This window comes from Marinobacter sp. EN3 (assembly GCF_000475315.1).
Lineage (GTDB): Bacteria > Pseudomonadota > Gammaproteobacteria > Pseudomonadales > Oleiphilaceae > Marinobacter > Marinobacter nauticus.
In genome coordinates this window covers 92,621-114,688 of record NZ_AXCC01000023.1, presented here as the reverse complement: position 1 = coordinate 114,688, position 22,068 = coordinate 92,621, and the positions used below count along the sequence as shown (strand labels likewise).

Genomic DNA, 22,068 nt, shown 5'->3' with positions numbered 1-22,068 from the left:
CACCTTGTGAGTGACGCTGAAAGGTAGCTACCGCAAATAAAGAAAATCGAGGGGCGGCCGATAGCTGATAAACACACTAAAGTAGCAGTTATTAACCCATATCATTTCTTTACTCTCAGGGATGGCCTGCAATAACAACATGCTTGCGTTAGCAATGATAAAGATGAGGGCACCATGGGTTTACTCGATCGCACTGCAATTTTATGGGGGGTGGGCATTGCTGTTGCGCTCGGTATTGCCTGCATTCTGGTGGCTCCGATGATGGGGCTCGATGCCGCGTCTCTGTTGATCGGACTCCTGGTTGGTCTCGCCGCCGCGGCCGGCTATCTGATATTGAGGGTGCTGGAACCAATAGAGCGTGGGATTAACGGCCTGAATGATGGCTCCCTGGCTGATAACCACCCGTTGCGGGCTCAATGTGCGCAGCTTCTGGCCGATGCCCGGGCTGGCAAGGCCCTGGTTGAAACGCTCTCGGCCAGTGCCGACAAGAGTGCCATCTCGGCCGCCGAAGTCTCGTTTGCGGCGGATCAGGTGAAGCAGCGCCTGGACAGACAGGTGGAAGAAACCGCCCAGATGGCCGATTACGCCGGCCAGATCACAGAATCGGTTCGGGAATCGTCGGAACAGGCCACCAACGCTGCCACCATGGCTCTGCAGAATCGCGAAGTCAGTGTGGAAGGGCGTCAGTCATTGGTGTCGGCCATTGAAAGTGTGCGCCTGGTGCATCAGCAATCGGAAGAAAACCTCCGGCTGATTCAGGCCTTGCACGAAAAATCTGGCAAGATCCAGGGCGTGACCTCAACCATTCAGGGCATTGCCGAGCAGACCAATCTATTGGCACTGAATGCCGCTATTGAGGCGGCCCGCGCCGGTGAGCAGGGGCGAGGGTTTGCGGTGGTGGCTGATGAAGTCCGGCAGTTGGCCGGGCGCACTGCCCAGGCCACCAGTGAAGTGGCGGACACCCTCGACGAAATTCAGAATGACACAACCAAGATTGTGTCCCGCATTGAATCTCTGGCGAAAACCGTGGAAGACGGGCTGACATCTGTAGAGAGCGTTGGCGGCCAGCTGGATCAGATTCGGGATCAATCCGACCGGGTTCAGCAGCAGGTTGCCCGTATTGCCGAGATCGACCAGAACAACGAGCAGAGTCTGGCCCAGGTGTTTTCGGCTATTGAGTCTGTCCGTGACCATATATCCGAAAGTGATACCAGTGTGGCATCGCTGGCGGACCAGGCTTCCACGTTGATGGAGCTGGCGGAGAAGGCGAATGCTGCCTTTGCGCTGAACAGCAGCGAAAGCTACCACCGGCCGTTTTATGAGAAAGCACTGGAAGGGGCGCAGCAGATTGGCCAGTTGTTTGAGGCGGCAATTCGAGAGGGCCGTTTGAGTGAAGCGGCGCTGTTTGACAAAAAGCGAACACCGATTGCCAACACCCAGCCCCAACAGTATTCCAGCAGCTTCGATCGGTTTACTGACCAGATGTTTCCGGCAATACAGGAGCCCATCAAGAAATCCCATGAGGCCATTGTGTTCTCCATCGCCTGCGCGCCGGACGGTTATGTGCCTACCCATAACAAGGATTTTGCCCACCCGCCGAGTGGTAATCCGGAAGTGGACCTGGTGAAAAGCCGGAGCAAGCGACTGTTCAATGATCGCACTGGCATTCGCTGCGGGAGTCATACCGAAAGTATGCTGCTCCAGACCTATCGCCGGGACACCGGTGAAATCATGCACGATCTGTCGGTGCCCATCTATGTGAACGGCAAGCACTGGGGCGGGTTCCGGGTTGGGTATCGGCCGGCGGGGAATTGATCGCACTGGGCACCCGCCAAGGCTGTGATAGACTGCCGGGGACGTAACAAGGAGAACGCCTGTGCCCGAAACCGAGTATATCCCCGCAAAACCTGACGGCCAGCAATCACAGGAGCCCAGCTCCACGAGGAATCTGGCGGTGGTGGTTTACATCCTGCAGGCGTTGTCTTTTTTCCTGGGGGGGGTGACGGCACTGGTGGGCGTGATCATCAACTACGTCAAACTGGATGATGTCCGTGGTACCTGGATAGAGCCCCATTTCCGCTGGCAGATCCGCACCTTCTGGATTGGTTTGCTGTGGACAGTCATCGGGGTGATTACCACCATGCTGATTGTGGGCTGGTTTATTCTGCTGGGTATTGCGATCTGGGTGATCTACCGAATTGTCAAAGGTGCCCTGGCCCTGAACGATGGCAAGACCCCGATGTAACGGGGTCTTGATGGCTCAGTCTTCCGTCACTTCTTCAAGGCGTAATGCGCTCAGCATGCCCGCCAGCCCCATCAGTCCCAATACCAGAATCACCGCCACGTCCGAAATCATGGAAATGGCGGCTGTGAACCCCCCGGTTACCAGCAGCAACACACCGATAACGGTATTGCTGACCGCTGTGTAGTCTGTCCGTTTGTTGCCTCCGGCCATATCCACCAGATAGGTTTTGCGCCCCAGGCGCACGCCGGCATGGGCAATACTCAGCACAAAAAACGCGACCGGATAGAACCAGGCACCGCCAAACCCGGGGCCCAGCACCAGTGCAAGAACACCAACCACCAGGCAGACCGAGCTGGCCATGGCGGCACCCCGAATCATCACTCGGCGGCTGGAGGTGTCGGCGGCCCAACCCCAGAAGCTGGCGCTCAGGGAGCTGGCCAGACTGCTGGCGAGCAGAAAGACGCCCAGCATCCAGCCAATATCGGATTCCTGTTGGGCGAGCACCACGAAATAGGGAGACGCCAGAGCCGAACACAAAAGCAGTGCACGAGTGATGACAAAATGCCTGAAGGGCGCATCGTCCCGTAGCAGCGACAGACTTTTAAAAGCCTCGTTGATCGCGTTGCCACCGCCCCCTGTTTCCCCGGCATACTCTTCCACATTGGCAAACAGAACCCCGGCAATCACCCACAGCGTAGCTGCCAGGAGCAGCAATGTGGTGTAGAACGCAATGCTGGGGTCGCCCCGATCCCAGAACAGCAGTCCTGTGAGCACCACCGTGGCGGTGCCCCCAATGGTGGTTGCCAGCCCAGACAGCCGGCCCCGGCGGGTTTTGGGGATACACTTGCCCTGAACGTCTTTCATGGAGACCGAGCAGAATCCCCGGGCCAGTGAAAACACAATAAGCGCCGCGACAATGCCGCCACCTGCCGCATAGCCTTCAAGAAACCACACGCTTGCCGCCATCGCAGCCACGCTGACGGCCTGCCCGAAACTGCCCAGGGTCCAAAACCATTTGCGCACCGCCTTGCGACGCACCCAGGCGGCGATCACCATCTGCGGCACCATGGAGCCGGATTCCCGGATAGGCACCAACCAGGCTACCAGAGCCGGTGCGCCAACGGCACTCATCAGCCAGGCCAGCACGGTCTTGGGGCTGATCAGCAAGTCGCCGAGTTTGGTGAGCACATTGCTGAACAGAATCAGGAAGAAGTTTCGGGGTACTTCCCGACAGGCTTCCTCCGGGATGTCTTTACAGACCCGTGCGTCCTCTTCGTTGGCAATCAGTCCGTAGAGCTGGTCGATGGTGTCGGGTTTGGTTGCTGGCAAAGGGCCGTCCTCCGGAAAAATGTTTGCCAAGCATACCAGTTAGCTCGGGTGTGCTTAAGCGGGAGGACCAGCGGTGCCGGTCAGACCAGGTGGTGGTCCCACTGTACCGGTAGCCGCGCGATGTCTTTCGCAGGTTGTCCGGCGCTCAGTTGCACCAGTCGGCCCTGTCCCGAGGACACCAGGAAATCGCCTCCTGCCAGAGTCTGAATGCCGGCGCAGTCAGTGATGCGGGCTTTGGCAACCAGCTCCCCGGTCTTGCCGCGGAAGACAATAGCGGTGCCGCCCACGGGGGAAGCGGCGGCGATCAGGTCGTTTTCAGGATGGGCCACCACGCTGGCGATGTAGTTGCCGAGAGCGGCCTGGGTTTCCGGGTCAAAGCGATATTCCCGGAGTTGCCCATCTTCTATGCGCGCCAACAGCGGAGGTCGCTTGTAGAGCGGTCCCTGGTACTGGTAGGCAACATAGACTTTGCCTTCGGTACTGACGCTGACGTGGCGGGAGCTCTGCTGGTGGTGGGCAGGGGGAAAGCGGCCAACGATCTGGCCGGACCGGCGGTCCATCAGAATCAGGGCCGGTTGCATGGTATCCAGATTGAGTTTGATGCGGTCGTAATCAGGGTGAGTCAGAATGCCGCCCAGGCCGATGACCAGAGTGTTGCCGTCCGGATGCAGGGTAAGCTCATGGGGCCCGATGCCGGCCAGTTCAAAGGTGTCCACCCGTTTATAGTCCTGCTCGGCATCGTAGACGGCGACAATGCCTTCGCCGGGCTGGTAGCGGCTGGCCGTGGCGTAGAGCCACCGGCCATCAGGTGAGAACACGCCGTGGCCGACAAAGTGTTCGCCTTCCGGGGCCATAATGCGGTGTCTGCGTTGCCCGGTTTCTGCATCGAAAACATAGAACGACCAGCCCGGTCGGCGCTCAAAAAACAGAGTATCTTTTCGGCCGGGCCGGTTACAGCCGCTGTGGCATCGGGTGTCTACCGGCGCCTGCCACTGAACGTTGCCGGATCGATCAAAGGCACTCACGCCAAAGCGTCCATCCGGCAGGCCAACCGCGCCGGCATAGCGTTCGGGCTGTGGGCCGGTTTTGCGGGGGAGCAACGAGCAGCCGGTGAGGGTGGCGGCCATACCTCCGGCGATGGTGGCTTTGATCAGGGTTCTGCGATGGATGTGCATGGGTATACCTGTTCAGTCGCCGTCACTTGAGTTGAAGCCACGCACTACGCCAAGCGCCACGGCGGCTTCGTCATTGACCAGCGTTGAAAGCTGGGAAACATCCACAAAGAGCCCTTGCAGAATGCGGAACCGCTCATCACTCTCCATGAGCGTTGCCATGGCAGCATGGGCTTCCGGAAAGTTGTCAGCCACTTCCTCAAACTGCCTCTGAATGCGCTCTGCCAGTCTGGCCTCGCCGTCGGTTTTCAGCAAAGTGATCAGTCCGGGAAGGTAGAATTTCTCGAGCCCTGCCACTGTTGCTTCCACCGCCATCAGACTCTGGCCACTGCGCCAGGCATCGGTGATGTAAGGGTTGCGTTTGCCATTGCCCCTTAGCCCCATGGGCTGCGCCAGTCGTCGCTCTTCCAGTATTTCAAGCGCCGTCATACCGGCTTTGATGGTGGTGTCGCGGTATGGCCCGGTGTCCAGATAGTGTTGTTTGAAGCTGGCCCAGCTGTCTGCGAGACCCCGGGCATTAAGTGCCATATGTCGGGTGACCGCCGAGAGCACCTCACAGTTTTTGGCTGCGGGCAGGGCGTTTTCTCCACTGTTGAGTTGCTCATCGAATAGCAGGTATTCGGCCATGGGAAAGCCCTGAACCGCTACCCCGGATTGGTTGATCACCTCGGCGTTAACGGGAGCTTCGGTGCCAAGCAGATACCGGGCCTTGCGAGCGACCAGGTTTTTCGGGTCCGGCCAGAACTGGAATTGCCAGGACAGGTTGTTGTTCTCCACCGGGCCGAAGTCAACAAATCGGACCCGCTGCCAGGCCAGGAAGGCATCGAGCCAGGCATCGTTCAGGGCCGGTCGGCTGTCGGACGTCGGTGCGTTGCAGTAGCCGACTGCCGCCGATGCCAGTTGTTCGGTTTTGGTTGCCAGCGATTCGTAGCCGTTTTGAATAGCGCCATGCCACTGTTCGCGGGCCCGGGTATCGGCGTTGGCCGCGAGTGCCGCCGTAGTGCAGACAAGCAGGGCGGAGGCGAAGAAGAGTCTGGTGATCGGTTGCATAGTGGATCCTCAGAGTGAATTCAGAAAATCGATCAGGGCGCTGCGCTCCGGCTCGGCCATCTGACGATAGCGGTCAGCTGCCGGCTGGGCTTCGCCACCGTGCCAGAGAATGGCTTCTTCCAGCGTGCGGGCGCGGCCGTCATGCAGAAAACCGGACTGGGGGTTAACCACCTGGGCCAGGCCGATGCCCCAAAGCGGTGGCGTGCGCCACTCGTTGCCGTCAGCGAGGAACTCGTCCCGGCCGTCTGCCAGGGCCGGGCCCATGTCGTGCAGTAACAGGTCGGTGTAGGGCCAGATGGTCTGGTTGCTCAGATCCGGGCGGTCGGCCACTTCTCCGGTCTGGTGTTTCGGGGTGTGGCAACCGGCACAGCCGGTTTCATTGAATAGCCTGGCGCCTTTCTGCACGGATTCAGCGCCCAGATCCCGACGGGCAGGGACCGCCAGACTCTTGGCGTAGAAGGTGACAAAGTTGGCGACCTTGTCGCTCACTTCGGGCTCACCACCGTGAGTAAACCGTTCGCACTGTTGTTCCGGGGTGCAGTCGGTGGTGGGTTTGATGGACGATGTCAGGCCCATATCGCCGGCGAAGGCGCCCATGCTTTGCTGGTGCACATCCGGTTCCGCGGCTTTCCAGCCAAACCGGCCCGGCAGCGTTTGCTGGCTGGCGACATCCCACACCTGATTAAGCTTGCCGGAAATCCCGTTGTTGTCAGCATCTTCAGGATCGGCCAATGCCTCAAGATCGGCAATGGGGATGGCTTCCAGCAGTCCCATGCCGATCATTTGTGGTGCCACCCGGGGCGAGACCAGCAAATTCGACGGCATAGGACCATAGTTGGGGTTCTCGATGCGATATTCCGGTTTGCGCAGTTCAACCACCGTTCCATCCCCAAGTGTTTCCTGAACGGGCTCCCAGTCAATTAGCAGATCCGCTTCCGGTTTTGCGGCCGGCAGGGCCGCAGTCTGCAATTGACTGCCGTAGACCGGTGCGGGTTTGAAACCGTGCTTGCGCAGGAGTTCTGCATCCTTGACCGGATCGGCGGGTACTGCCAGCCGCAGGAACAGGGAGACAGGCGGTTCATCAACGCCGGGCGGGTGTCCACGGCCATCCTTGATGTGACAACCCTGGCAGGAGTTGGTATTGAACAGGGGGCCCAGGCCGTCCCGGGCATCGGTGCTGGCCGGTGCTTCCACCCAGGGATTGCGGAAGAAACTGTTGCCAACGCTGAAATCCAGGCGTTTGGTCATGGACAGGTTGCCCTGGGGCAGCGAGTAGGCGTTGGTGTCGGCCTGATTGACCGTGCCTTCACCGCCTGTGGCCGGTGTAGTTTGTATCGGGTAACCAGCGTGAGTCTCTGCAATCAGGGGTTGAGTGCTGAAGGCCAGCGGCAACAGACAGAAGATGAGTGCTCGTTTCATAACTACTCGCGTTTCAGAATGGAAGAAGCCATGGAAAATCGACCTTCGGGCATAAAGGAGGGTTTTCCATGGCTTGTTCTTGTTAGCAGGATACCGGGAGTTTCTATCTCCCGGTATCCGCTTACTGCAACCGGATCAATCAGAATGAATGGCCGGCGTCGTCCGGGGACAGGGCTTGAATGCCCAGTTGCCGTGCAGCCTGCTCGATAGAGCCGGTCTGCTCAACCAGGGCCATGATAGCACCGTTGATAATGCGGGTGCCTTCCGCGTTGCCCGGGGCGATCATGGTGTCAAAGGCCATCGGGTTCTGGCTGCTTTCGGCGCGGGCTTTCATGAGCGCCAAGGCTTCCATTGATGCGTCCAACTGACGGTTCAGGCGAGCATCCAGCTCCGGGTTGGTCTGCTCAACCAGATCAGACAGGGACGGGCCTGAAACCACAGAGCCATCTACGCGACGATAGGTGCCGGTATACACGTTCTGGATGCCCTGGCCGTTGTAGTAGTGCGAGTTGTGGGTGTTATCGCTGAAGCAGTCGTGTTCGTCCTCATAGGAGTTGGCTTCCAGGGCAACTTTCATGCGCTCACCGGCCAGCTCGCCGAGGGACAGGGAACCCATACCGAACAGCATTTTCTGGATGCCCTCGTCGGCGTTTGCGGACGTCAGCTGGGAACGGTAGTTGTCTGAGGTGCCCGGGGCCCACTGGGCAACCATCCACTCCAGATCATCGACCAGCAGATCAGTCACGGCATCCAGGTACTGGGCACGGCGCTCACAGTTGCCGTTGGTGCAGTCGTTGCCTTTGGCGTAGTCAGTAACCGGGCGCTCGCCTGCGCCACCTTCAAAACCGTGCAGATCCTGGCCCCACAGCAGGAATTCGACCGCATGGTATCCGGTGGCTACGTTGGCTTCGGAACCGCCCACTTCGTTCAGGTCAGCCAGCAGTTCGGGGGTGAGTGTTGCCACATCCAGAGTTTCCCCGCCGACGTTAATGCTGTTGCTGGCAACGATGTTGGCGGTTGCACCGGCATTACCGAGTTCGTGCTGGTAGTCGTCGGCTTTGACGTAGTCGATCAGGCCTTCGTCCAGTGGCCAGGCGTTCAATTGGCCTTCCCAGTCATCCACGATGGCATTGCCGAAGCGGAAAACCTCTGACTGCTGGTAAGGAACCCGTGAGGCCAGCCAGGCTTCTTTTGCCGCTTTGAGGTTGGCTTCGGTGGGGTTGGCAATCAGACGGTCAGTAGCCTCGTCCAGCGCACGCGCAGTAATCAGGGCATCCTCGTAGGTGGCATGGGCCAGATCGGCGTAATGGGTTACCACCGATGCTTTGGTGGCCTGCGCACTTTGCTCGGCGGACCAGGGCGCGTTTGCGCAGCCCGCGGTAAGGGCTGTGGCAATGGTCAGTGCCAATGGGGCTGGGCGAAACAGGTTTTTCATTTCAAACTCCATGTTGATGAGGTCTTTTTGTAAATAAGAAATATTAGCGTTCAGATTATGGGTTTGGAAACCCTACATAGCAAGGGGTTTTTGATATAGGTGATTGTTGGGCCGCTTGCGTGGTCAAGGTGACTGCGGCTTAATGGGCTCCTGATTCCGGGAGCCTTTTATGCTGAGTTATCTTCACGCCTTCCACGCCGGCAACTTTGCCGATGTTCAGAAGCATGCTGCACTGTCACTGGTGCTGGCCATGATGCAATCCAAGAAATCTGCCATAGCCTGTTTTGACACCCACGCGGGCAGCGCCCGTTACGATTTGGGCAGCGAGCGGGCAAGAAAAACCGGCGAAGCTGATGCTGGTGTTCAGGCCTTGTGGCGGATCCGGGAGCAACTGGCCACCGGCGACTGGCAGCCGGTTCTGGAGGTATTGGCGCGGTACAACCCAGGCAATGGGCCGCTACGGACGTATCCGGGCTCACCGGCATGGTTTGCGGAATTTTGCCGTCCGGGTGATTCCGTCACCGCTTTCGAGCTGCACCCTTCTGAAGAGCGTCAGCTGGCTCAGTGGGCGGATGAAGTGGGGGTGAAGGTGCGCCATGAGGATGGCCTGAAAGGGCTCCTGAAATGCTTGCCGCCGGCACAGCCGCGACTGTTGGCGCTGATTGATCCTTCTTACGAAATCAAAACCGATTATGAGGCCGTAGCCCGGACATTGATGGACGCGTGGAAAAAATGCCGCCATGGCGTCTATCTTATCTGGTATCCCCTGTTAACCAGTGGCCTGGAGCAACAGCTGATGGATTCGCTGAGGGCGTCCGGTTCGGTGCGCAAGATTCTTCAGTGCGAGGTTATGCTGGATCAGCCGCCCGAACGGGGCATGGTGGGTTCCGGGATGCTGATTGTGAACCCGCCCTGGGGGTTCGATGAACGTTTTGCGGCCATGATGTCGGATCTGACCGGCCCCGATCGGCTCGGTCTGTCGCCTTCCATGGATTGGCTGGTGCCTGAATAGGCCCGGAGTATCTCCTTTGACAGACAACAACCAAGCTGATCACCCATGCCTGCCTGGCGGGCTGATTCCTCTGGAGCAATGGCGGGTTCCGGAGACCTCCGTCCGCAGAACCATTCGCAGTGGTCTCCGGGATATTCTGGATCAGTTAAAAGCAGGCATTCATCCCGACGAACAGGCGTTCAGAAGTCTGGATGATTTGCCTACCCTGTCGGAACGCCAGATTCAGGACTATGCCCCGGTACCGGATCGTGAAGAACTTGCCCGGGCTTTATTGAACGCGCTGGAACAGTTGCGCCGGTCAGGCGGGCAGTCACGCAAGGCCAGTTTTCTGGTGGCACCACCATTCTCAGGTATTGCCGAAGCTTTGGGGGCCTCGGGTCGGCGGGTGATCGCCCCGCCGGACAATCTGTTAATGCCTGAAAGAGACATTACCGGCTGGTGGGATCACCAGCTTCAGGACGATGACTGGGTAATACCGGAACTGGCAGATTTCTGGCTGCGACACCGGTCCGGTCTTGGCTTGCTGCGTGAATTATTCGCGCGCCTGGCGCGGGATAAAGTGGGTGAGGGCATCATTGGCTGTTCCAGCTGGTGTTGGCAGTTCTGGACTCAGTACCTGCCAGAGCTCCACCTGGCGCCATTGACTCCCAGCCCTTTGTCGGGGGATCGTCTTACCAACTGGCTTGGACATCTGGCGGGGGAGCGCCCGCAAGGACCACTGACGGCGAGAATGACCCAGGATGGCCTGTATGTACTGCCGGCGCCAACCGGGGACGACGAGCGAAAATACAGCCTGTTTACCCGGGATCTGGCCACTTTGGCTCGGGGAAATCCGGGCGTTGCCCTGGCTATCTGGCGCCGAACTCTTCGGGCACGGCCCGAGGACGAGACGCAGCAGCAAGGGGAAGAGGATGCACATCAAGAGGGCCGCCAGTGTTGGGTGGCGCCGCTGGATCAGCTGAGTTTGCCTGCCGTGCCCCAGAGTTCAGCCCGGCAGTCCGGCTACCTGCTGCATGCGTTGTTGATGCATGGCGGCCTGAGCCTGGGGCAGCTGGAGCTGACGTCGGGGTTGCCTGGCGAGGAACTGCGGATAGCGCTGTCCCGGCTGGAACGAGCCGACGTAGTGACCGGCGATGAGCAGGAAGGCATCTTTCGGGTGCAGGCATTGGCGTATCCGGCCGTCCGGCGGTATCTGCAATCCAAAGGGTATCCGGTGGACAGCTTCTAGGAGAAACGGTTATGGGCGATTTCGGTATCAAGGACGCGCTGTCTTCAATTACCTCCGAGGCTTTGCTGGAAGCCCTGGCGGTCATTGTTGCGGCTTCGTTGCTGATTCTGATGGTTCAGAAAGCAGTTCCGGTACTGGCTGCGAAACTATCGGGAAAACCGAGGCTGTACCTTCTCGCATCCGTTCCTCTTTTCCGGCTTCTGGTCATTGTTCTGACGATCATTGTGGTGGTGCCCATTCTGGTGGAACCCTCATTCGAGAACATGATTGCCATCTTCGGTGCCCTGGGTCTTGCCTTGGGTTTTGCGTTCAAGGACTACGCCAACAGCCTCATTGCAGGTATCGTTACGCTCTATGAAATGCCTTACCGACCGGGTGACTGGATCGAAGTGAACGGTCGCTACGGTGAGGTGCGGAGTATCGGTACCCGGGCCGCAGAAATCGTGACGCTGGATGATACCGTGATTGTGATTCCCCACAGCCTGCTGTGGAATACACTGCTGGCCAATGGCAATGACGGCACGGATAACCTGATGTGCGTGGCCGAGGTTTTTCTGGACCCGAACCACGATGTCGGCCGGATGCTGGGCCTGTTCCGGGATGCGATCTTTGCCTGCCCGCTCACCAAAACCTACCAGCCGGTGCTGGTCACGGTTGCCGCACGGGAAGCCGGTATGTGCTATCGGTTGAAAGCCTACCCGCTGGAACCCAGAGAGCAGGCGCGCTTTATTTCAGACCTTACCGTAAGAGCTGCGGAGATCTGTGGTGATGAGGGGGTCCGAATGGTCTCCTACCCTTATCTGGAGGCGCAGAAATCCTGAGATGCCGAGGCTGATCAGTCGCGCGAAATTGACATCGCCTGCTGAATCAGCGCCTGGCCTTTGTCTCCGGTCAGTTCGATAAAGCGTTCCCTGGCAGGCAGGCTTGCCTCCCGGAAGGCCGCCCTTTCAGCTTCCGTCAGCCGTACGACCCGGATACCGCCCTGTTCCAGTATGGTCTCCAGCCGCTCCTTGTTCAGGTCCTCCTGGATGGTCCAGGCTTCCTCGGATAACTGTGCAATGGTCTCCTGCAGCCATTCCCGTTCCTGCGAGGGGAGACCGGCGAACCAGTCCTCATTGGCTACAACAGATGCGATAAACCGTGAGGCCCTGGCCATGGTCATAACGTTCTGGACCTCGTGGAACCCCATTTCCTCAATAGCAAACACCGGGTTGCTCTGGCCGTCGATGTTGCCGAGCTGGAGATCGCTGTATACCTGGGAGAAAGGCGTCTGTACCGGATCTGCACCATAGCTTCGGAAGGCTTCCGCCGCGGTTTCCGAGGTCATGGTGCGAAATCTTAAACCCTGGAAATCACTGGGGGTTCTCAGGGGGCTGTTGGCCGTCCAGGTCATCCAGCCTTCCGGCACAAACCCCAGCAGTTGCAGGCCAGCGTTGTGGTAGGCCGGTTCAAATGCGGAAATAAACGCGGGCGCCTCCAGAAGGCGACGGGCCGGTTCCTGTTCTTCCGGAAGCAGGAAGTGAAGATTAAAAAGGCCGGTTTCCGGAACGGTATCGGCCAGGTGGCCGGGCGAGGCAAAGGCCAGGTTGACTGAGCCGTTGCGAGTCAGTTCTGTCAGTTGGGCCGAGGTGCCCAAAGAGCCATAAGGAAAGACATCGACCTCAATCTTGCCACCGGACAGCGCTTCAATCTGTTCCCGGAACTGCTGCGCATAAAGATGCTGAACGCTGCCTTCAATCTCTTCCAGGGCAAAGCGCCAGGTGACCGGATACTCTGGTTTGCCATTCGCCGAACTCTGCGCGGCTGCCGGGTCGTCGTTGTCGGAGCAGCCGGTCAGCAGCATCACTGCCGCAGTGGCAACGAGGCTGAAGCGGAGAAGCGGGTGGCGTTTGGTCATTGTATTCAGGGCTCCAGAATCCGGCGCATTTGAGTCTAGAGGGAAAAGGTAACACAACATACTGGGGAGAAAAGGCCGATGTGTAAATGCCTGATGAACAGCCACAAAAAAGCCCCGCCGAAGCGGGGCCAGACGACGAACCGGATGCAGGAAAATTACATCAGAGCGTCAACGCGGTTGCGTACCTTTGGCTCACTGCTGTAAGCGGTGGCAATGGCGTTGTAGGTGGGGATGTCGATACCCACGTCTTCGATCACGGAGACCATCTCGTCGTTGGCTTCCATCTGCAGCTCCTGGGCCTCCTGCTGAGAGTCGGCCGATTCGATCTTCTCGATGTATTCCTCGCGGACTTCCATTACACCGGATTGCGCCTCGATGAACTGTTTCAGTTCAGCATCGCTGTAGTTGGTGCTTTGGGTACCTGCAGCGGCGGGATTGCTGTAGCCAGAGCCTTGTTCAGCCGACGCGGGGTCCTGCTGTGCCATAACCGGTGCGGTTGCCAGCAGGGCCAGAGATGCGGTGAGGGATACAAGCAGTTTGTTCATAGCTTAACTCCTGGTTTTGATGTGGGCGGACCTGTTGTCCAGCCACAAAGTTGTGAATGTCACTGTGACATTTGCGATTCCCGTGCCAGCTTTTAGTTTTCGTATAAAGTCATAAAAAACAGTGGGTTGTGTATTTTGTATGGTTAAAGCTCAGTAATCTGCCTTGTGGCAAAATGCCACATGTGGCAGAAAGGCTGTGACATTTTTGCAGAGTGGTGTTTATGGCGTTGTTGGGAAAACGGGTCGGGGCACTGTTCCGGTCGCTGCAATTAACGTTGGTGCTCAGTATTGTGGTGCCGCTGCTGCTGTTCAGTGGCATTGCTATCTACATTGGCATGGGGGCGGTAGAGCGTGCTTTGAACGATCGCCTTCGTGAAGACCTGGAACTGGTTGCCCGAGCGGTCAGCGGGCCGGTAAGCAAGGCGCTGGCCGAAAGCGATGAACTGGTACTGGGCGAATCCCTGAAATCCATCTTCCAGATCGGGCGCATTTCCGGGGCCTCGGTGTTTGACTCAGAGGGTGATCGGGTGGCCAGTCTCGGTGTTGCTGACTCCGATGTCACCAACAGTGCCAGCGCCGAAAAAGTAATCGCCAGTGGTGAACTCGGGGGTGCGTTTCGTAGGGTGGATGGCGAGTCGGTGTTTTCCCAGTTTACGCCTCTGGTGGCGGAAGACGGGCGGATTCAGGGTTTGTTGCAGGTAACGCGGCAACGCAGTGATTTCCATGACCTGGTGGCCACCAGCCGTTGGTGGGCAGTGGTGATCTGGTCGATGATTGCGGCCACCATCATCCTCGTTGTCGTTCTGGGGCATTACCGCACCGTGGGGCGACATGTGAACCGTTTGCTGGAGAGCATGGCTTCTCTGCAACCGGGCGCCTGGCGGTTGGAGACTCCGGAGGCAGGGCCACAGGAGCTGCGCCAGATCCAGCAGGGCATTCGTGCTCTGGGCGAACGAATGGCCGAGGCCGAGGCCGAAATCGAAGACAGGATTGCCCGGGAACGGGCCCTGGCAGAACAGCTGGAATACCAGGAGAAAGTGGCGATGATTGGCCGGGTCGCAGGCGGGGTAGCTCATGAACTGGGGGCGCCTCTGAACGTTATTCAGGGCCGGGCCCGCATTCTGGCCAGGGCCGGGCTGGAGCAGGAGCAGCAACGGCATCTGGATGATATCGAACATCAGGTGGACCGGATGACCATGATTATCCAGCAACTGCTGGACTGTTTCCGGCATGTGCCCGAGTCCCGGCGACCCGTAAACCTGGCAGACATTCTCGAGGACGTCGTTACCCGCGCCCGTGAAGACAGGCGCTGCCAGGCGGTTTCGCTGCAAGCCGACGCTTTTGACAGGCCGATGCCGACACGGGCGGAGCCGCTCCGGGTTGGCCTGGCGTGTCTGAATGTGGTGAGAAATGCGTGTCAGGCTGGCCGGGAACAGGTCGCGCTCTCAGTCGGCGAGACCGGGGAGTTTTGGGTGTTCCGGGTCGAGGACGATGGCCCTGGTATACCGGCGGAGCATCACGCCAGGGTTTTCGAGCCGTTCTTCAGCACCCGCCCGGCCGGCGAAGGCACGGGGTTAGGGCTGGCAGTGGTTCAGAGTGTCATGAAAGAACACGGGGGGGCCGTTGAGGTGATTGATAGCGAGTTGGGTGGTTGTGGTATGGCGCTGTATTTTCCGAAAGAGGTGGGGCAATGAGCAGCCGGCCTGTCACGATCCTGCTGGTCGAAGATGATGCCAGCCTTGGCCAGCTGCTGATGGAGGAGTTGGAAGTGGATGGATACCGCGTACGCAGGGTCAGTATGGTGGCCGAGGCGCGGACTGCTCTGGCAGACGAACGCCCGGGCCTGATCGTATCGGATCTGCGCTTGCCCGATGGTGACGGTCTGGAGATTCTGTCGCTTCAGCAGGCCGAGCATCCCGGTATTCCCTTTATCGTGATTACCGCGTTTGGGACGGTGGACCAGGCGGTCGATGCTTTGAAGGCCGGCGCTGATGATTTTCTGACCAAGCCGCTCTCAACGGATCATCTCCGGTTAAAGATCAAACGGTTGCTGGCCCAGGCGGATCTGAACCGGCAGTTGGCGGAGTATCAGTCCGGGCGCGGCGGCGATGAAAGCATGGGCTTGATCGGCGGCAGTGCGATGATGGATCGCCTCAGGTCAGACATTCGCCAGGTTGCCCGCAGTCAGGCCGCGGTTCTGATTAATGGCGAAAGTGGAACCGGGAAAGAGCTGGTTGCGAGGGCAATCCACCAGCAAAGTGAGCGCTCAGCACGGCCGTTCCTTGCGGTGAATTGTGCCGGTATACCGCGAGACTTGATGGAAAGTGAATTCTTCGGTCACGAGGCTGGTGCTTTTACCGGTGCACGGCAGGCCCGTCGGGGGCTGTTTGCAGAGGCGAACGGTGGCACCTTGCTGCTGGACGAGATTGGTGAAATGCCATTGGCTCTGCAAGCCAAACTGCTTCGGGTGTTGCAGGAGGGCTGCATCAAACCAGTGGGAGCTGACCATGAGGAAATGGTGGATGTTCGCATTCTGGCGGCAACTCATGTGGATTTGCTTCGGGCTGTTGAGCAGGGCCATTTCCGCGAAGACCTGTATTATCGTCTCGAAACCCTGTCGTTAACGGTGCCTCCCCTGAGGGAGCGGGATGAGGATGTTGAATTGCTGGCCATGCATTTTCTGGGTGAGGCAGCACGTCGTCACAGCCGGGGGTTCCTGAAGTTCAGTGACGTTACGTTAAGGATACTCCGCGATTATCCGTTTCCGGGCAATGTGCGTGAGCTGTCCAGTGCGATTGAGCGGGCGGTCACTTTTTGTGAAAGCGATACCCTACAGCCCGAGCATTTGCCCGAACGCATCCGGAAGCGCCAGGGCGGGATTGTTCAGGCTGCCGTTGCCGCTTCGCCCGGGAAACTTTCCGAATGGCCCACCTTGGAGATGCTCCAGCAGGATTACGTGCGCCGGGTCATGGCTGCCGTTGATGGTAATAAACGCCGGGCGGCCCAGATACTCGGCATTAATCGCAGAACACTGTATCGCTGGCTGGAGTCGGATTTGGAGCATGGGCATGACTGATCAGAAACAGGCCATGATGTACGGCCTTGCCACGGTGCTGCTGTGGTCGACCGTTGCTACCGCCTTCAAATTGTCACTGGCGGATCTTGCGCCGGTTCAGATGCTGCTGGTGGCCTGTACCGCATCCATCGTCGTGATGGCGGCTATCCTTATGCTACAGGGGCGCTGGGGACTGGTGTTCCGTTTGCGGCGGGGCCAATACCTGCAGTCCATGCTGATGGGGCTGATCAATCCCTGTCTGTATTACTTTCTGCTGTTTGGCGCGTTCGACCGTCTGCCCGCCCAGGAGGCCCAGCCTCTGAACTACACCTGGGCACTGGTGCTGGCCTATCTGTCGGTGCCGTTTCTGGGGCAGAAACTGCGCAGGATCGATATTCTGGCGGGGTTGGTGTGTTACGCCGGAGTGGTAGTGATCGCCACCCGCGGTGCCGTAACCTCGCTCTCATTCTCGGACCCCCTCGGTGTCTCGCTGGCGTTGGGCAGCACGCTGGTTTGGGCGTCTTACTGGATTATTGCCACCCGGGATACCCGGGACCCGGTGGTAGGCCTGTTTCTGAATTTTCTATTTGGACTGCCGGTCATTGTGCTGGTGTGCTGGCAGACGGCGGGGTTGGTCATGCCGGTCGGGAGTTCGATGGCCGCTGCGGTTTACGTCGGCGTTTTTGAAATGGGCATAGCCTTTGTGCTGTGGTCCCAGGCCATGAAAAAAGCAGAAAACACCTCGAAAGTGAGCAATCTGATTTTTATCTCGCCTTTTCTGTCCCTGGTGTTTATCTACTTCATTCTGGGCGAAGTTATTCTCACCTCGACCTACGTCGGGCTGGTGCTGATCATTGCGGGATTATGGCTGCAGCAGAAGAAGGTCCGTGACCGGGAGCAGGCGTTGAGCCATGGCTGAAAACTGGTATCTGTACCTTGTTCGCACCGCATCGGGTAGCCTCTACACCGGAATTGCCACAGATGTGGAGCGGCGGTTTGCCGAGCATCAGGCGGGGGCACCCAAAGGTGCCCGGAGCCTGAGAGGTAAAGGGCCGTTAACCCTGGAGTTCCATGTGCCTGCCGGCGACAGGAGCCGCGCCTCCCGCCTGGAATGGCAGGTCAAGCGCTGGCCCAAGGTTCGAAAGGAAGCTTTGATCCGGGGTGTCGTCAGGCTTGAAGATGATGTCTGATGTGACGCCCGGCAACGGCCAGAGCGTCTCTGGCCCGGTCAAGCTGCGCGGCGTGCACCTGGAATACGTGCCAGAGATTGTTGTAGATCTCCAGCGTGGTTTCCACGTGTTCCTGTTTGGCCGCCTCCGCCAATCGACGGGCGTCGTTGAGCAGAACTTCCTGGCTTCCGACCTGAATCAGCAGGGGAGGCAGGCCACTCAGGTCACCGTAGACAGGCGACACCAGCGGGTGTGTCAAAGGCACGCCGTTGGCATACATTTTCGCGGCTTTGAAGGTCCAGGCAGCGTGCAGGACCGGTTCACATTCCGGAGTGTAAAGATCCTTTTCTGACAGATCTGTCCAGGGCGAGAAGCAGGTGACGGATGAGGGCAGTGGATGACCGTGGTCGCGCAATCGCATGGCCAGTACCACCGACAGACCGCCGCCGGCGGAATCTCCGGCCACGGCAATGGAGCCGGGGCTTACCCCCTGGTTGATCAAGGCCAGATATACGGCTTCGGCATCGTCTGGCGCGGCGGGAAACGGATGCTCCGGCGCCAGCCGGTAATCCGGGATCAGTACGTCGCAGCCAGAGAATTTGGCCAGATGGCCGGCAATGCCCCGGTGGGTATCGGCAGAGCCCATAACATAGCCTCCGCCGTGAAAATACAGTACGGTGCCGCCAGAACGGTCTTCCGGGGAGGCGCGCAGCACCGGTACATCGCCCAGGTCTTCCCACGCGAAACTGACGTCTTTAGGCGGGTAGGATGTTCGATAAGCTTCCCGGGTGTATCGGCGCTGCACCGATAACGGAAACGCCCGGGACAGGACGGGCTTCACAAAACGGTGCATGGTCCCTCTCAACCCGGCCTCAAGAAGCGGCTGGAACATCTGTGTTCTCCCTTGTGAATGCGTTAGGATGACTGGCATTTATGGATTCATGACAGGCGTTTAACTCTACGTGTACTGGAAAACAGATACCATAGAAATACCGAATTGGGACAGACATTCCCTGCTGGACCGTCTGGAACCGTTTGATCCGTCCGCCAGCCGGGAACTGAGTTCCGAGATGGAGGCGTATTGCCGGTTCTATGGCCTTGATCTTTGGGTTGAGCATCCGGATGTGGTCTACCATCAGGGGTACATCTGTGCCGAGCGGCATGAAGTGATGGTGCATTACTTCCGGCTGCCGGAGAGCGCCAGCCCGAAAGGCACGGTGTTCATTCTGCATGGTTATTTTGATCATGTGGGTTTGTATACCCAATTGATTGACCGCTGTCTTGGTGCAGGCTTCGATGTTCTGGCCTACGATCAGCCCGGGCACGGATTGTCGAGTGGTACGCCGGCCGCCATTGGCAGTTTCCTGGAGTACCAGGCCGTACTGTCGGAAGTAATGGCGAAGGTCAGGGACAAGATTCGGGGGCCCTGGTACGCAGTGGGGCAGAGTACGGGTGGCGCAATATTGATTGACTACCTGCTGTCGAACCACCACAACCGGGAGTCCTCGGCGTTCCGCAAAGTGGTGTTGCTGGCGCCACTGGTAAGGCCTATGGGCTGGCTGGGGGCAAAGATTCTCCACAGTCTGGTCAAACCGTTCCTGACTCGCTGGAAACGGGTATTCGGCCCGAACAGTGGCGATACCCGCTTTCTTCGGTTCCTGCGGGAACACGACCCGTTGCAGGCAAGAGCGGTTCATGTCGATTGGGTGACTGCATTGCGACAATGGGTGCCGCACATTGAGTCGGCGAGGCCGGTGGATTTTCCGGTCACCGTGGTGCAGGGTGAGAAGGATCTGACGGTAGACTGGCAGCACAATCTGAGGATTATCCGGAATAAATTTTCCTCAGTGAAGGAACGAAGAATACCGGACGGTCGTCATCATCTTGTGAACGAAGCGCAGGATTTGCAGGCGACGGTATTCAATACCATTATCGATACATTCTCGGAGTAAGCAGTGGCTGTAGTGCCAAAAGCTCCGGACCAACGATTACAGAAGCGGGAGAAGACAGTGAAAAAGACAATTCTTGCCTTTGCGGTAGCAACTGTTGGCCTGAGTGGCTGTATGACCTATGACCCGTATACCGGGGAAGAGAAAACTTCGAATGCCACCAAGGGCAGTATTATTGGCGCGATCGGTGGTGCTGCTATTGGCGCAGCAACCTCCAGCAGCAGTGATCGTGGCAAAGGCGCACTGATTGGTGCCGCTGGCGGTGCGGCCGTGGGTGGCGGTATCGGCTACTACATGGATCGCCAGGAGGCCCAGCTGCGCCAGAAGCTGGAAGGTACCGGTGTTCGCGTCGTCCGTAATGGTGACCAGATCGACCTGATCATGCCGGGTAACATCACTTTTGATACCGACCAGTCCACCATCCGTTCCGGTTTTACCGGCACTCTTGAGTCTGTGGCTCTGGTTCTGAAAGAGTTCGACAAAACCATCATCCAGATTGAAGGCCATACTGACAGCACCGGTTCAGACAGCTACAACCAGCTGTTGAGCGAGCGTCGCGCGTCTTCTGTCCGTGACTTCCTGTTGAATCAGGGCATTGAGCCCCGTCGTACCCGGGCCACCGGTTATGGCGAGCGCTACCCGATTGCTTCCAACGATACGGCTGCGGGTCGTGAGCAGAACCGTCGCGTTGAGCTGACACTGGTGCCGATGCAGTAATAACCTGCTCAGCATTCAACAAAAAAGCCCCGGTTTATGCCGGGGCTTTTTGCTTTATGGCAGGAGCAATCAGTTGGTATTGCTCGGCAGCCATTCGTCGATTCGCTTCTTCAGATCCTCCAGCTGATCTTCGCCGGAGTCCTTGAGTTCGCCCAGTTTGCTTCGGGCAGTCTCGATGTGGTCTTCAACGGCCTGAATGCGCTCTGAAAACTCTCTCTGAATTTCGGCTTCCGCTTGGTCATCCTTTGCCTTGGCCATCTTTTCGTCGGCTTCGGCACGCAGGCTGTCGATCTGTTTGCTCCAGTACTCGGTCTGGGTTTCCAGTTTCTTCTGCAGAGATTCCTTCAAGGACATAATTACCTCCATGCTGGGCCTGTTCCGGCCCGGTTTGAATGACTGGTACTTTTAGCATGGCTACGTATGGCCGAATCTCAAGGGCGGCAGCATGAAGTTTTGTTGAAATGCGGCGTTGTGGCCCGAAATGGCATAAAAAAACCGGAGCTCCCAGGGGGATGCTCCGGTTCTTGAAGGCAGCTGTCTGTCAGAACAGTACGCGGCAGCGAATAGTGCCTTTTACCTGGCGGAGCTTTTCCAGCGCCAGCTCACCGTAGGCCTTGTCCACATCGACCACCACATAACCAATATCTTCCTTGGTTTGCAGGTACTGGCCACAGACGTTGATGCCGTTTTCGGAGAACACCTGGTTGATTTCCGACATTACGCCCGGCACGTTCTCGTGAATGTGCAGCAGGCGGTGCTGGTTCGGGTGCGACGGCAGCGCCACTTCCGGGAAGTTCACCGAAGAAACGGAGGTGCCGTTGTCGCTGTACATGGCCAGCTTCTCGGCCACTTCGCGCCCGATGTTTTCCTGGGCTTCAATGGTTGAGCCACCCACGTGCGGAGTCAGGATGCAGTTGTCGAACTCGCGCAGTGGAGAGACAAACTCTTCGTCGTTGGACTTGGGCTCCACCGGGAATACGTCGATGGCTGCGCCCAGCAGTTTACCGGAACTCAGCGCATCGGCCAGGGCGTCGATATCCACCACGGTACCGCGGGAAGCGTTCATCAGAATGCTGCCCGGCTTCATCTGGGCAAACTGCTCGGCCTTGAACATGTATTTGGTCGCCGGAGTCTCCGGTACGTGCAGGGAAACCACATCGGAAATGTTCAGCAGTTCCTGCAGCGTGCCCACTTGCGTGGCGTTACCAATCGGCAGTTTGGAAACCACGTCGTAGAAATAGACGTCCATTCCCAGGCTTTCGGCCAGCACGCTGAACTGGGTGCCGATGTTGCCGTAACCGATGATGCCAAGCTTCTTGCCACGAATCTCGTAGCTGTTCTTGGCGGATTTCAGCCACTCGCCACGGTGGGCTTTGGCGTTCTTTTCCGGCACGCCGCGCAGCAGCAGGATGGCCTGGGCCAGAACCAGTTCTGCCACGGAACGGGTGTTGGAGAAAGGCGCGTTGAACACGGCCACGCCACGGCGGGTCGCGGCCTGCAGGTCTACCTGGTTGGTGCCGATACAGAAGCAGCCCACAGCCACCAGCTTCCTGGCGGCTTCAAATACTTTCTCGGTCAACTGGGTGCGAGAGCGGATACCAACGAAGTGCGCATCGGCAATCTTCTCGATCAGCTCTTCCTCACCCAATGAATGGGTCAGATACTCGATATTGGTGTAACCCGCGGCATTCAGGGTATCAATGGCAGATTGATGCACGCCTTCCAGCAGCAGGATCCGGATTTTGCTCTTTTCGAGAGACGTATTTGACATGGGCTTGCTTCCGAACCTTTCGTCACGTGAAATGACCTGCAGCCAGGGATCGTCGGCCTGGCTCACAGAACAGGG

General features: G+C 58.4%; 21 protein-coding genes. 11 read left to right on the top strand and 10 right to left on the bottom strand.

Features of this window, described 5'->3' with window-relative positions; translation table 11 throughout:
* Positions 1-174: 174 nt before the first annotated feature.
* Together Q675_RS27870 and Q675_RS27865 are read left to right on the top strand one after the other, a co-directional pair.
* Complete coding sequence (locus Q675_RS27870) at positions 175-1,815, top strand: methyl-accepting chemotaxis protein (protein WP_011786283.1); 1,641 nt, start codon at positions 175-177, stop codon at positions 1,813-1,815.
* Between the two features lie 61 nt (positions 1,816-1,876).
* Positions 1,877-2,245, top strand: coding sequence for a DUF4870 family protein (locus tag Q675_RS27865; protein WP_011786282.1), 369 nt, complete (start codon positions 1,877-1,879; stop codon positions 2,243-2,245).
* 15 nt (positions 2,246-2,260) lie between these two features.
* On the opposite strand, the gene Q675_RS27860 is transcribed toward Q675_RS27865, so the two are convergent.
* The 5 genes from Q675_RS27860 to Q675_RS27840 form a co-directional block, all read right to left on the bottom strand.
* Positions 2,261-3,574, bottom strand: coding sequence for an MFS transporter (locus tag Q675_RS27860; protein WP_011786281.1), 1,314 nt, complete (start codon positions 3,572-3,574; stop codon positions 2,261-2,263).
* An 80-nt stretch (positions 3,575-3,654) separates the two neighbouring features.
* Complete coding sequence (locus Q675_RS27855; protein ID WP_023011154.1) at positions 3,655-4,749, bottom strand: DUF1513 domain-containing protein; 1,095 nt, start codon at positions 4,747-4,749, stop codon at positions 3,655-3,657.
* A 12-nt stretch (positions 4,750-4,761) separates the two neighbouring features.
* Complete coding sequence (locus tag Q675_RS27850; protein WP_023011153.1) at positions 4,762-5,796, bottom strand: imelysin family protein; 1,035 nt, start codon at positions 5,794-5,796, stop codon at positions 4,762-4,764.
* A 9-nt stretch (positions 5,797-5,805) separates the two neighbouring features.
* Positions 5,806-7,215, bottom strand: a complete 1,410-nt coding sequence (locus tag Q675_RS27845) for a di-heme oxidoredictase family protein (RefSeq protein WP_023011152.1) — start codon at positions 7,213-7,215, stop codon at positions 5,806-5,808.
* Positions 7,216-7,354: 139 nt separating this feature from the next.
* Positions 7,355-8,650: an imelysin family protein gene (locus Q675_RS27840; protein WP_011786277.1), complete on the bottom strand. Its 1,296-nt coding sequence runs from the start codon at positions 8,648-8,650 to the stop codon at positions 7,355-7,357.
* Positions 8,651-8,819: 169 nt separating this feature from the next.
* On the opposite strand from Q675_RS27840, the gene Q675_RS27835 reads away from it, so the two are divergent.
* Genes Q675_RS27835 through Q675_RS27825 form a run of 3 tightly spaced genes read left to right on the top strand, consistent with a single transcriptional unit; the run spans position 8,820 to position 11,711 of the window.
* A complete protein-coding gene (locus tag Q675_RS27835; protein ID WP_011786276.1) occupies positions 8,820-9,662 on the top strand; it encodes a 23S rRNA (adenine(2030)-N(6))-methyltransferase RlmJ in 843 nt (280 codons plus the stop codon).
* 16 nt (positions 9,663-9,678) lie between these two features.
* Complete coding sequence (locus Q675_RS27830) at positions 9,679-10,890, top strand: hypothetical protein (protein ID WP_023011151.1); 1,212 nt, start codon at positions 9,679-9,681, stop codon at positions 10,888-10,890.
* An 11-nt stretch (positions 10,891-10,901) separates the two neighbouring features.
* Positions 10,902-11,711, top strand: coding sequence for a mechanosensitive ion channel family protein (locus tag Q675_RS27825; protein ID WP_023011150.1), 810 nt, complete (start codon positions 10,902-10,904; stop codon positions 11,709-11,711).
* A gap of 14 nt (positions 11,712-11,725) precedes the next feature.
* Here the strand turns inward: Q675_RS27825 and dctP are convergent, their stop codons facing one another.
* Complete coding sequence (gene dctP, locus Q675_RS27820; RefSeq protein WP_023011149.1) at positions 11,726-12,787, bottom strand: TRAP transporter substrate-binding protein DctP; 1,062 nt, start codon at positions 12,785-12,787, stop codon at positions 11,726-11,728.
* A gap of 155 nt (positions 12,788-12,942) precedes the next feature.
* Positions 12,943-13,332 carry a DUF4168 domain-containing protein gene (locus tag Q675_RS27815; protein ID WP_022991446.1) on the bottom strand — a complete coding sequence of 130 codons (390 nt, stop codon included), beginning with the start codon at positions 13,330-13,332 and terminating at the stop codon, positions 12,943-12,945.
* Positions 13,333-13,553: 221 nt separating this feature from the next.
* Between Q675_RS27815 and Q675_RS27810 the strand changes: the two genes are divergently transcribed.
* Genes Q675_RS27810 through Q675_RS27795 form a run of 4 tightly spaced genes read left to right on the top strand, consistent with a single transcriptional unit; the run spans position 13,554 to position 17,577 of the window.
* Entirely contained in the window at positions 13,554-15,026 is a 1,473-nt protein-coding gene (locus tag Q675_RS27810) for an ATP-binding protein (protein WP_022991445.1), read from the top strand.
* Complete coding sequence (locus Q675_RS27805) at positions 15,023-16,408, top strand: sigma-54-dependent transcriptional regulator (RefSeq protein ID WP_022991444.1); 1,386 nt, start codon at positions 15,023-15,025, stop codon at positions 16,406-16,408. Before Q675_RS27810 ends, Q675_RS27805 begins: the two co-directional genes overlap by 4 nt.
* Positions 16,401-17,306 carry a DMT family transporter gene (locus Q675_RS27800; protein ID WP_011786269.1) on the top strand — a complete coding sequence of 302 codons (906 nt, stop codon included), beginning with the start codon at positions 16,401-16,403 and terminating at the stop codon, positions 17,304-17,306. The genes Q675_RS27805 and Q675_RS27800 overlap by 8 nt, the downstream gene beginning before the upstream one ends.
* A complete protein-coding gene (locus Q675_RS27795; RefSeq protein ID WP_011786268.1) occupies positions 17,299-17,577 on the top strand; it encodes a GIY-YIG nuclease family protein in 279 nt (92 codons plus the stop codon). The genes Q675_RS27800 and Q675_RS27795 overlap by 8 nt, the downstream gene beginning before the upstream one ends.
* Here the strand turns inward: Q675_RS27795 and Q675_RS27790 are convergent.
* A complete protein-coding gene (locus tag Q675_RS27790) occupies positions 17,555-18,448 on the bottom strand; it encodes an alpha/beta hydrolase (RefSeq protein ID WP_011786267.1) in 894 nt (297 codons plus the stop codon). The two genes, Q675_RS27795 and Q675_RS27790, sit on opposite strands and share 23 nt — an antisense overlap.
* 70 nt (positions 18,449-18,518) lie before the next feature.
* Between Q675_RS27790 and Q675_RS27785 the strand changes: the two genes are divergently transcribed.
* Both Q675_RS27785 and Q675_RS27780 read left to right on the top strand, forming a co-directional pair.
* Positions 18,519-19,508 (top strand): alpha/beta hydrolase, encoded by a 990-nt coding sequence (locus tag Q675_RS27785; RefSeq protein ID WP_011786266.1) that lies wholly within the window; start codon positions 18,519-18,521, stop codon positions 19,506-19,508.
* A 57-nt stretch (positions 19,509-19,565) separates the two neighbouring features.
* The gene (locus Q675_RS27780) at positions 19,566-20,222 is read left to right on the top strand and encodes an OmpA family protein (protein WP_014422186.1); all 657 of its coding nucleotides are present in this window, start codon (positions 19,566-19,568) and stop codon (positions 20,220-20,222) included.
* 69 nt (positions 20,223-20,291) lie between these two features.
* On the opposite strand, the gene Q675_RS27775 is transcribed toward Q675_RS27780, so the two are convergent.
* Positions 20,292-20,576, bottom strand: a complete 285-nt coding sequence (locus tag Q675_RS27775; protein ID WP_011786264.1) for a hypothetical protein — start codon at positions 20,574-20,576, stop codon at positions 20,292-20,294.
* Between the two features lie 187 nt (positions 20,577-20,763).
* Positions 20,764-21,993: a phosphoglycerate dehydrogenase gene (serA, locus tag Q675_RS27770; RefSeq protein WP_011786263.1), complete on the bottom strand. Its 1,230-nt coding sequence runs from the start codon at positions 21,991-21,993 to the stop codon at positions 20,764-20,766.
* Positions 21,994-22,068: the final 75 nt, after the last annotated feature.

Bases quoted from the DNA above. Each gene is read 5' to 3' on its own strand.
- Q675_RS27790 (WP_011786267.1), bottom strand. From the start codon at position 18,448: ATGTTCCAGCCGCTTCTTGAGGCCGGGTTGAGAGGGACCATGCACCGT.
- dctP (WP_023011149.1), bottom strand. From the start codon at position 12,787: ATGACCAAACGCCACCCGCTTCTCCGCTTCAGCCTCGTTGCCACTGCG.
- Q675_RS27775 (WP_011786264.1), bottom strand. From the start codon at position 20,576: ATGTCCTTGAAGGAATCTCTGCAGAAGAAACTGGAAACCCAGACCGAG.
- Q675_RS27870 (WP_011786283.1), top strand. From the start codon at position 175: ATGGGTTTACTCGATCGCACTGCAATTTTATGGGGGGTGGGCATTGCT.
- Q675_RS27815 (WP_022991446.1), bottom strand. From the start codon at position 13,332: ATGAACAAACTGCTTGTATCCCTCACCGCATCTCTGGCCCTGCTGGCA.
- Q675_RS27825 (WP_023011150.1), top strand. From the start codon at position 10,902: ATGGGCGATTTCGGTATCAAGGACGCGCTGTCTTCAATTACCTCCGAG.
- Q675_RS27835 (WP_011786276.1), top strand. From the start codon at position 8,820: ATGCTGAGTTATCTTCACGCCTTCCACGCCGGCAACTTTGCCGATGTT.
- Q675_RS27795 (WP_011786268.1), top strand. From the start codon at position 17,299: ATGGCTGAAAACTGGTATCTGTACCTTGTTCGCACCGCATCGGGTAGC.
- Q675_RS27805 (WP_022991444.1), top strand. From the start codon at position 15,023: ATGAGCAGCCGGCCTGTCACGATCCTGCTGGTCGAAGATGATGCCAGC.
- Q675_RS27810 (WP_022991445.1), top strand. From the start codon at position 13,554: ATGGCGTTGTTGGGAAAACGGGTCGGGGCACTGTTCCGGTCGCTGCAA.
- Q675_RS27855 (WP_023011154.1), bottom strand. From the start codon at position 4,749: ATGCACATCCATCGCAGAACCCTGATCAAAGCCACCATCGCCGGAGGT.
- serA (WP_011786263.1), bottom strand. From the start codon at position 21,993: ATGTCAAATACGTCTCTCGAAAAGAGCAAAATCCGGATCCTGCTGCTG.
- Q675_RS27850 (WP_023011153.1), bottom strand. From the start codon at position 5,796: ATGCAACCGATCACCAGACTCTTCTTCGCCTCCGCCCTGCTTGTCTGC.
- Q675_RS27840 (WP_011786277.1), bottom strand. From the start codon at position 8,650: ATGAAAAACCTGTTTCGCCCAGCCCCATTGGCACTGACCATTGCCACA.
- Q675_RS27845 (WP_023011152.1), bottom strand. From the start codon at position 7,215: ATGAAACGAGCACTCATCTTCTGTCTGTTGCCGCTGGCCTTCAGCACT.
- Q675_RS27800 (WP_011786269.1), top strand. From the start codon at position 16,401: ATGACTGATCAGAAACAGGCCATGATGTACGGCCTTGCCACGGTGCTG.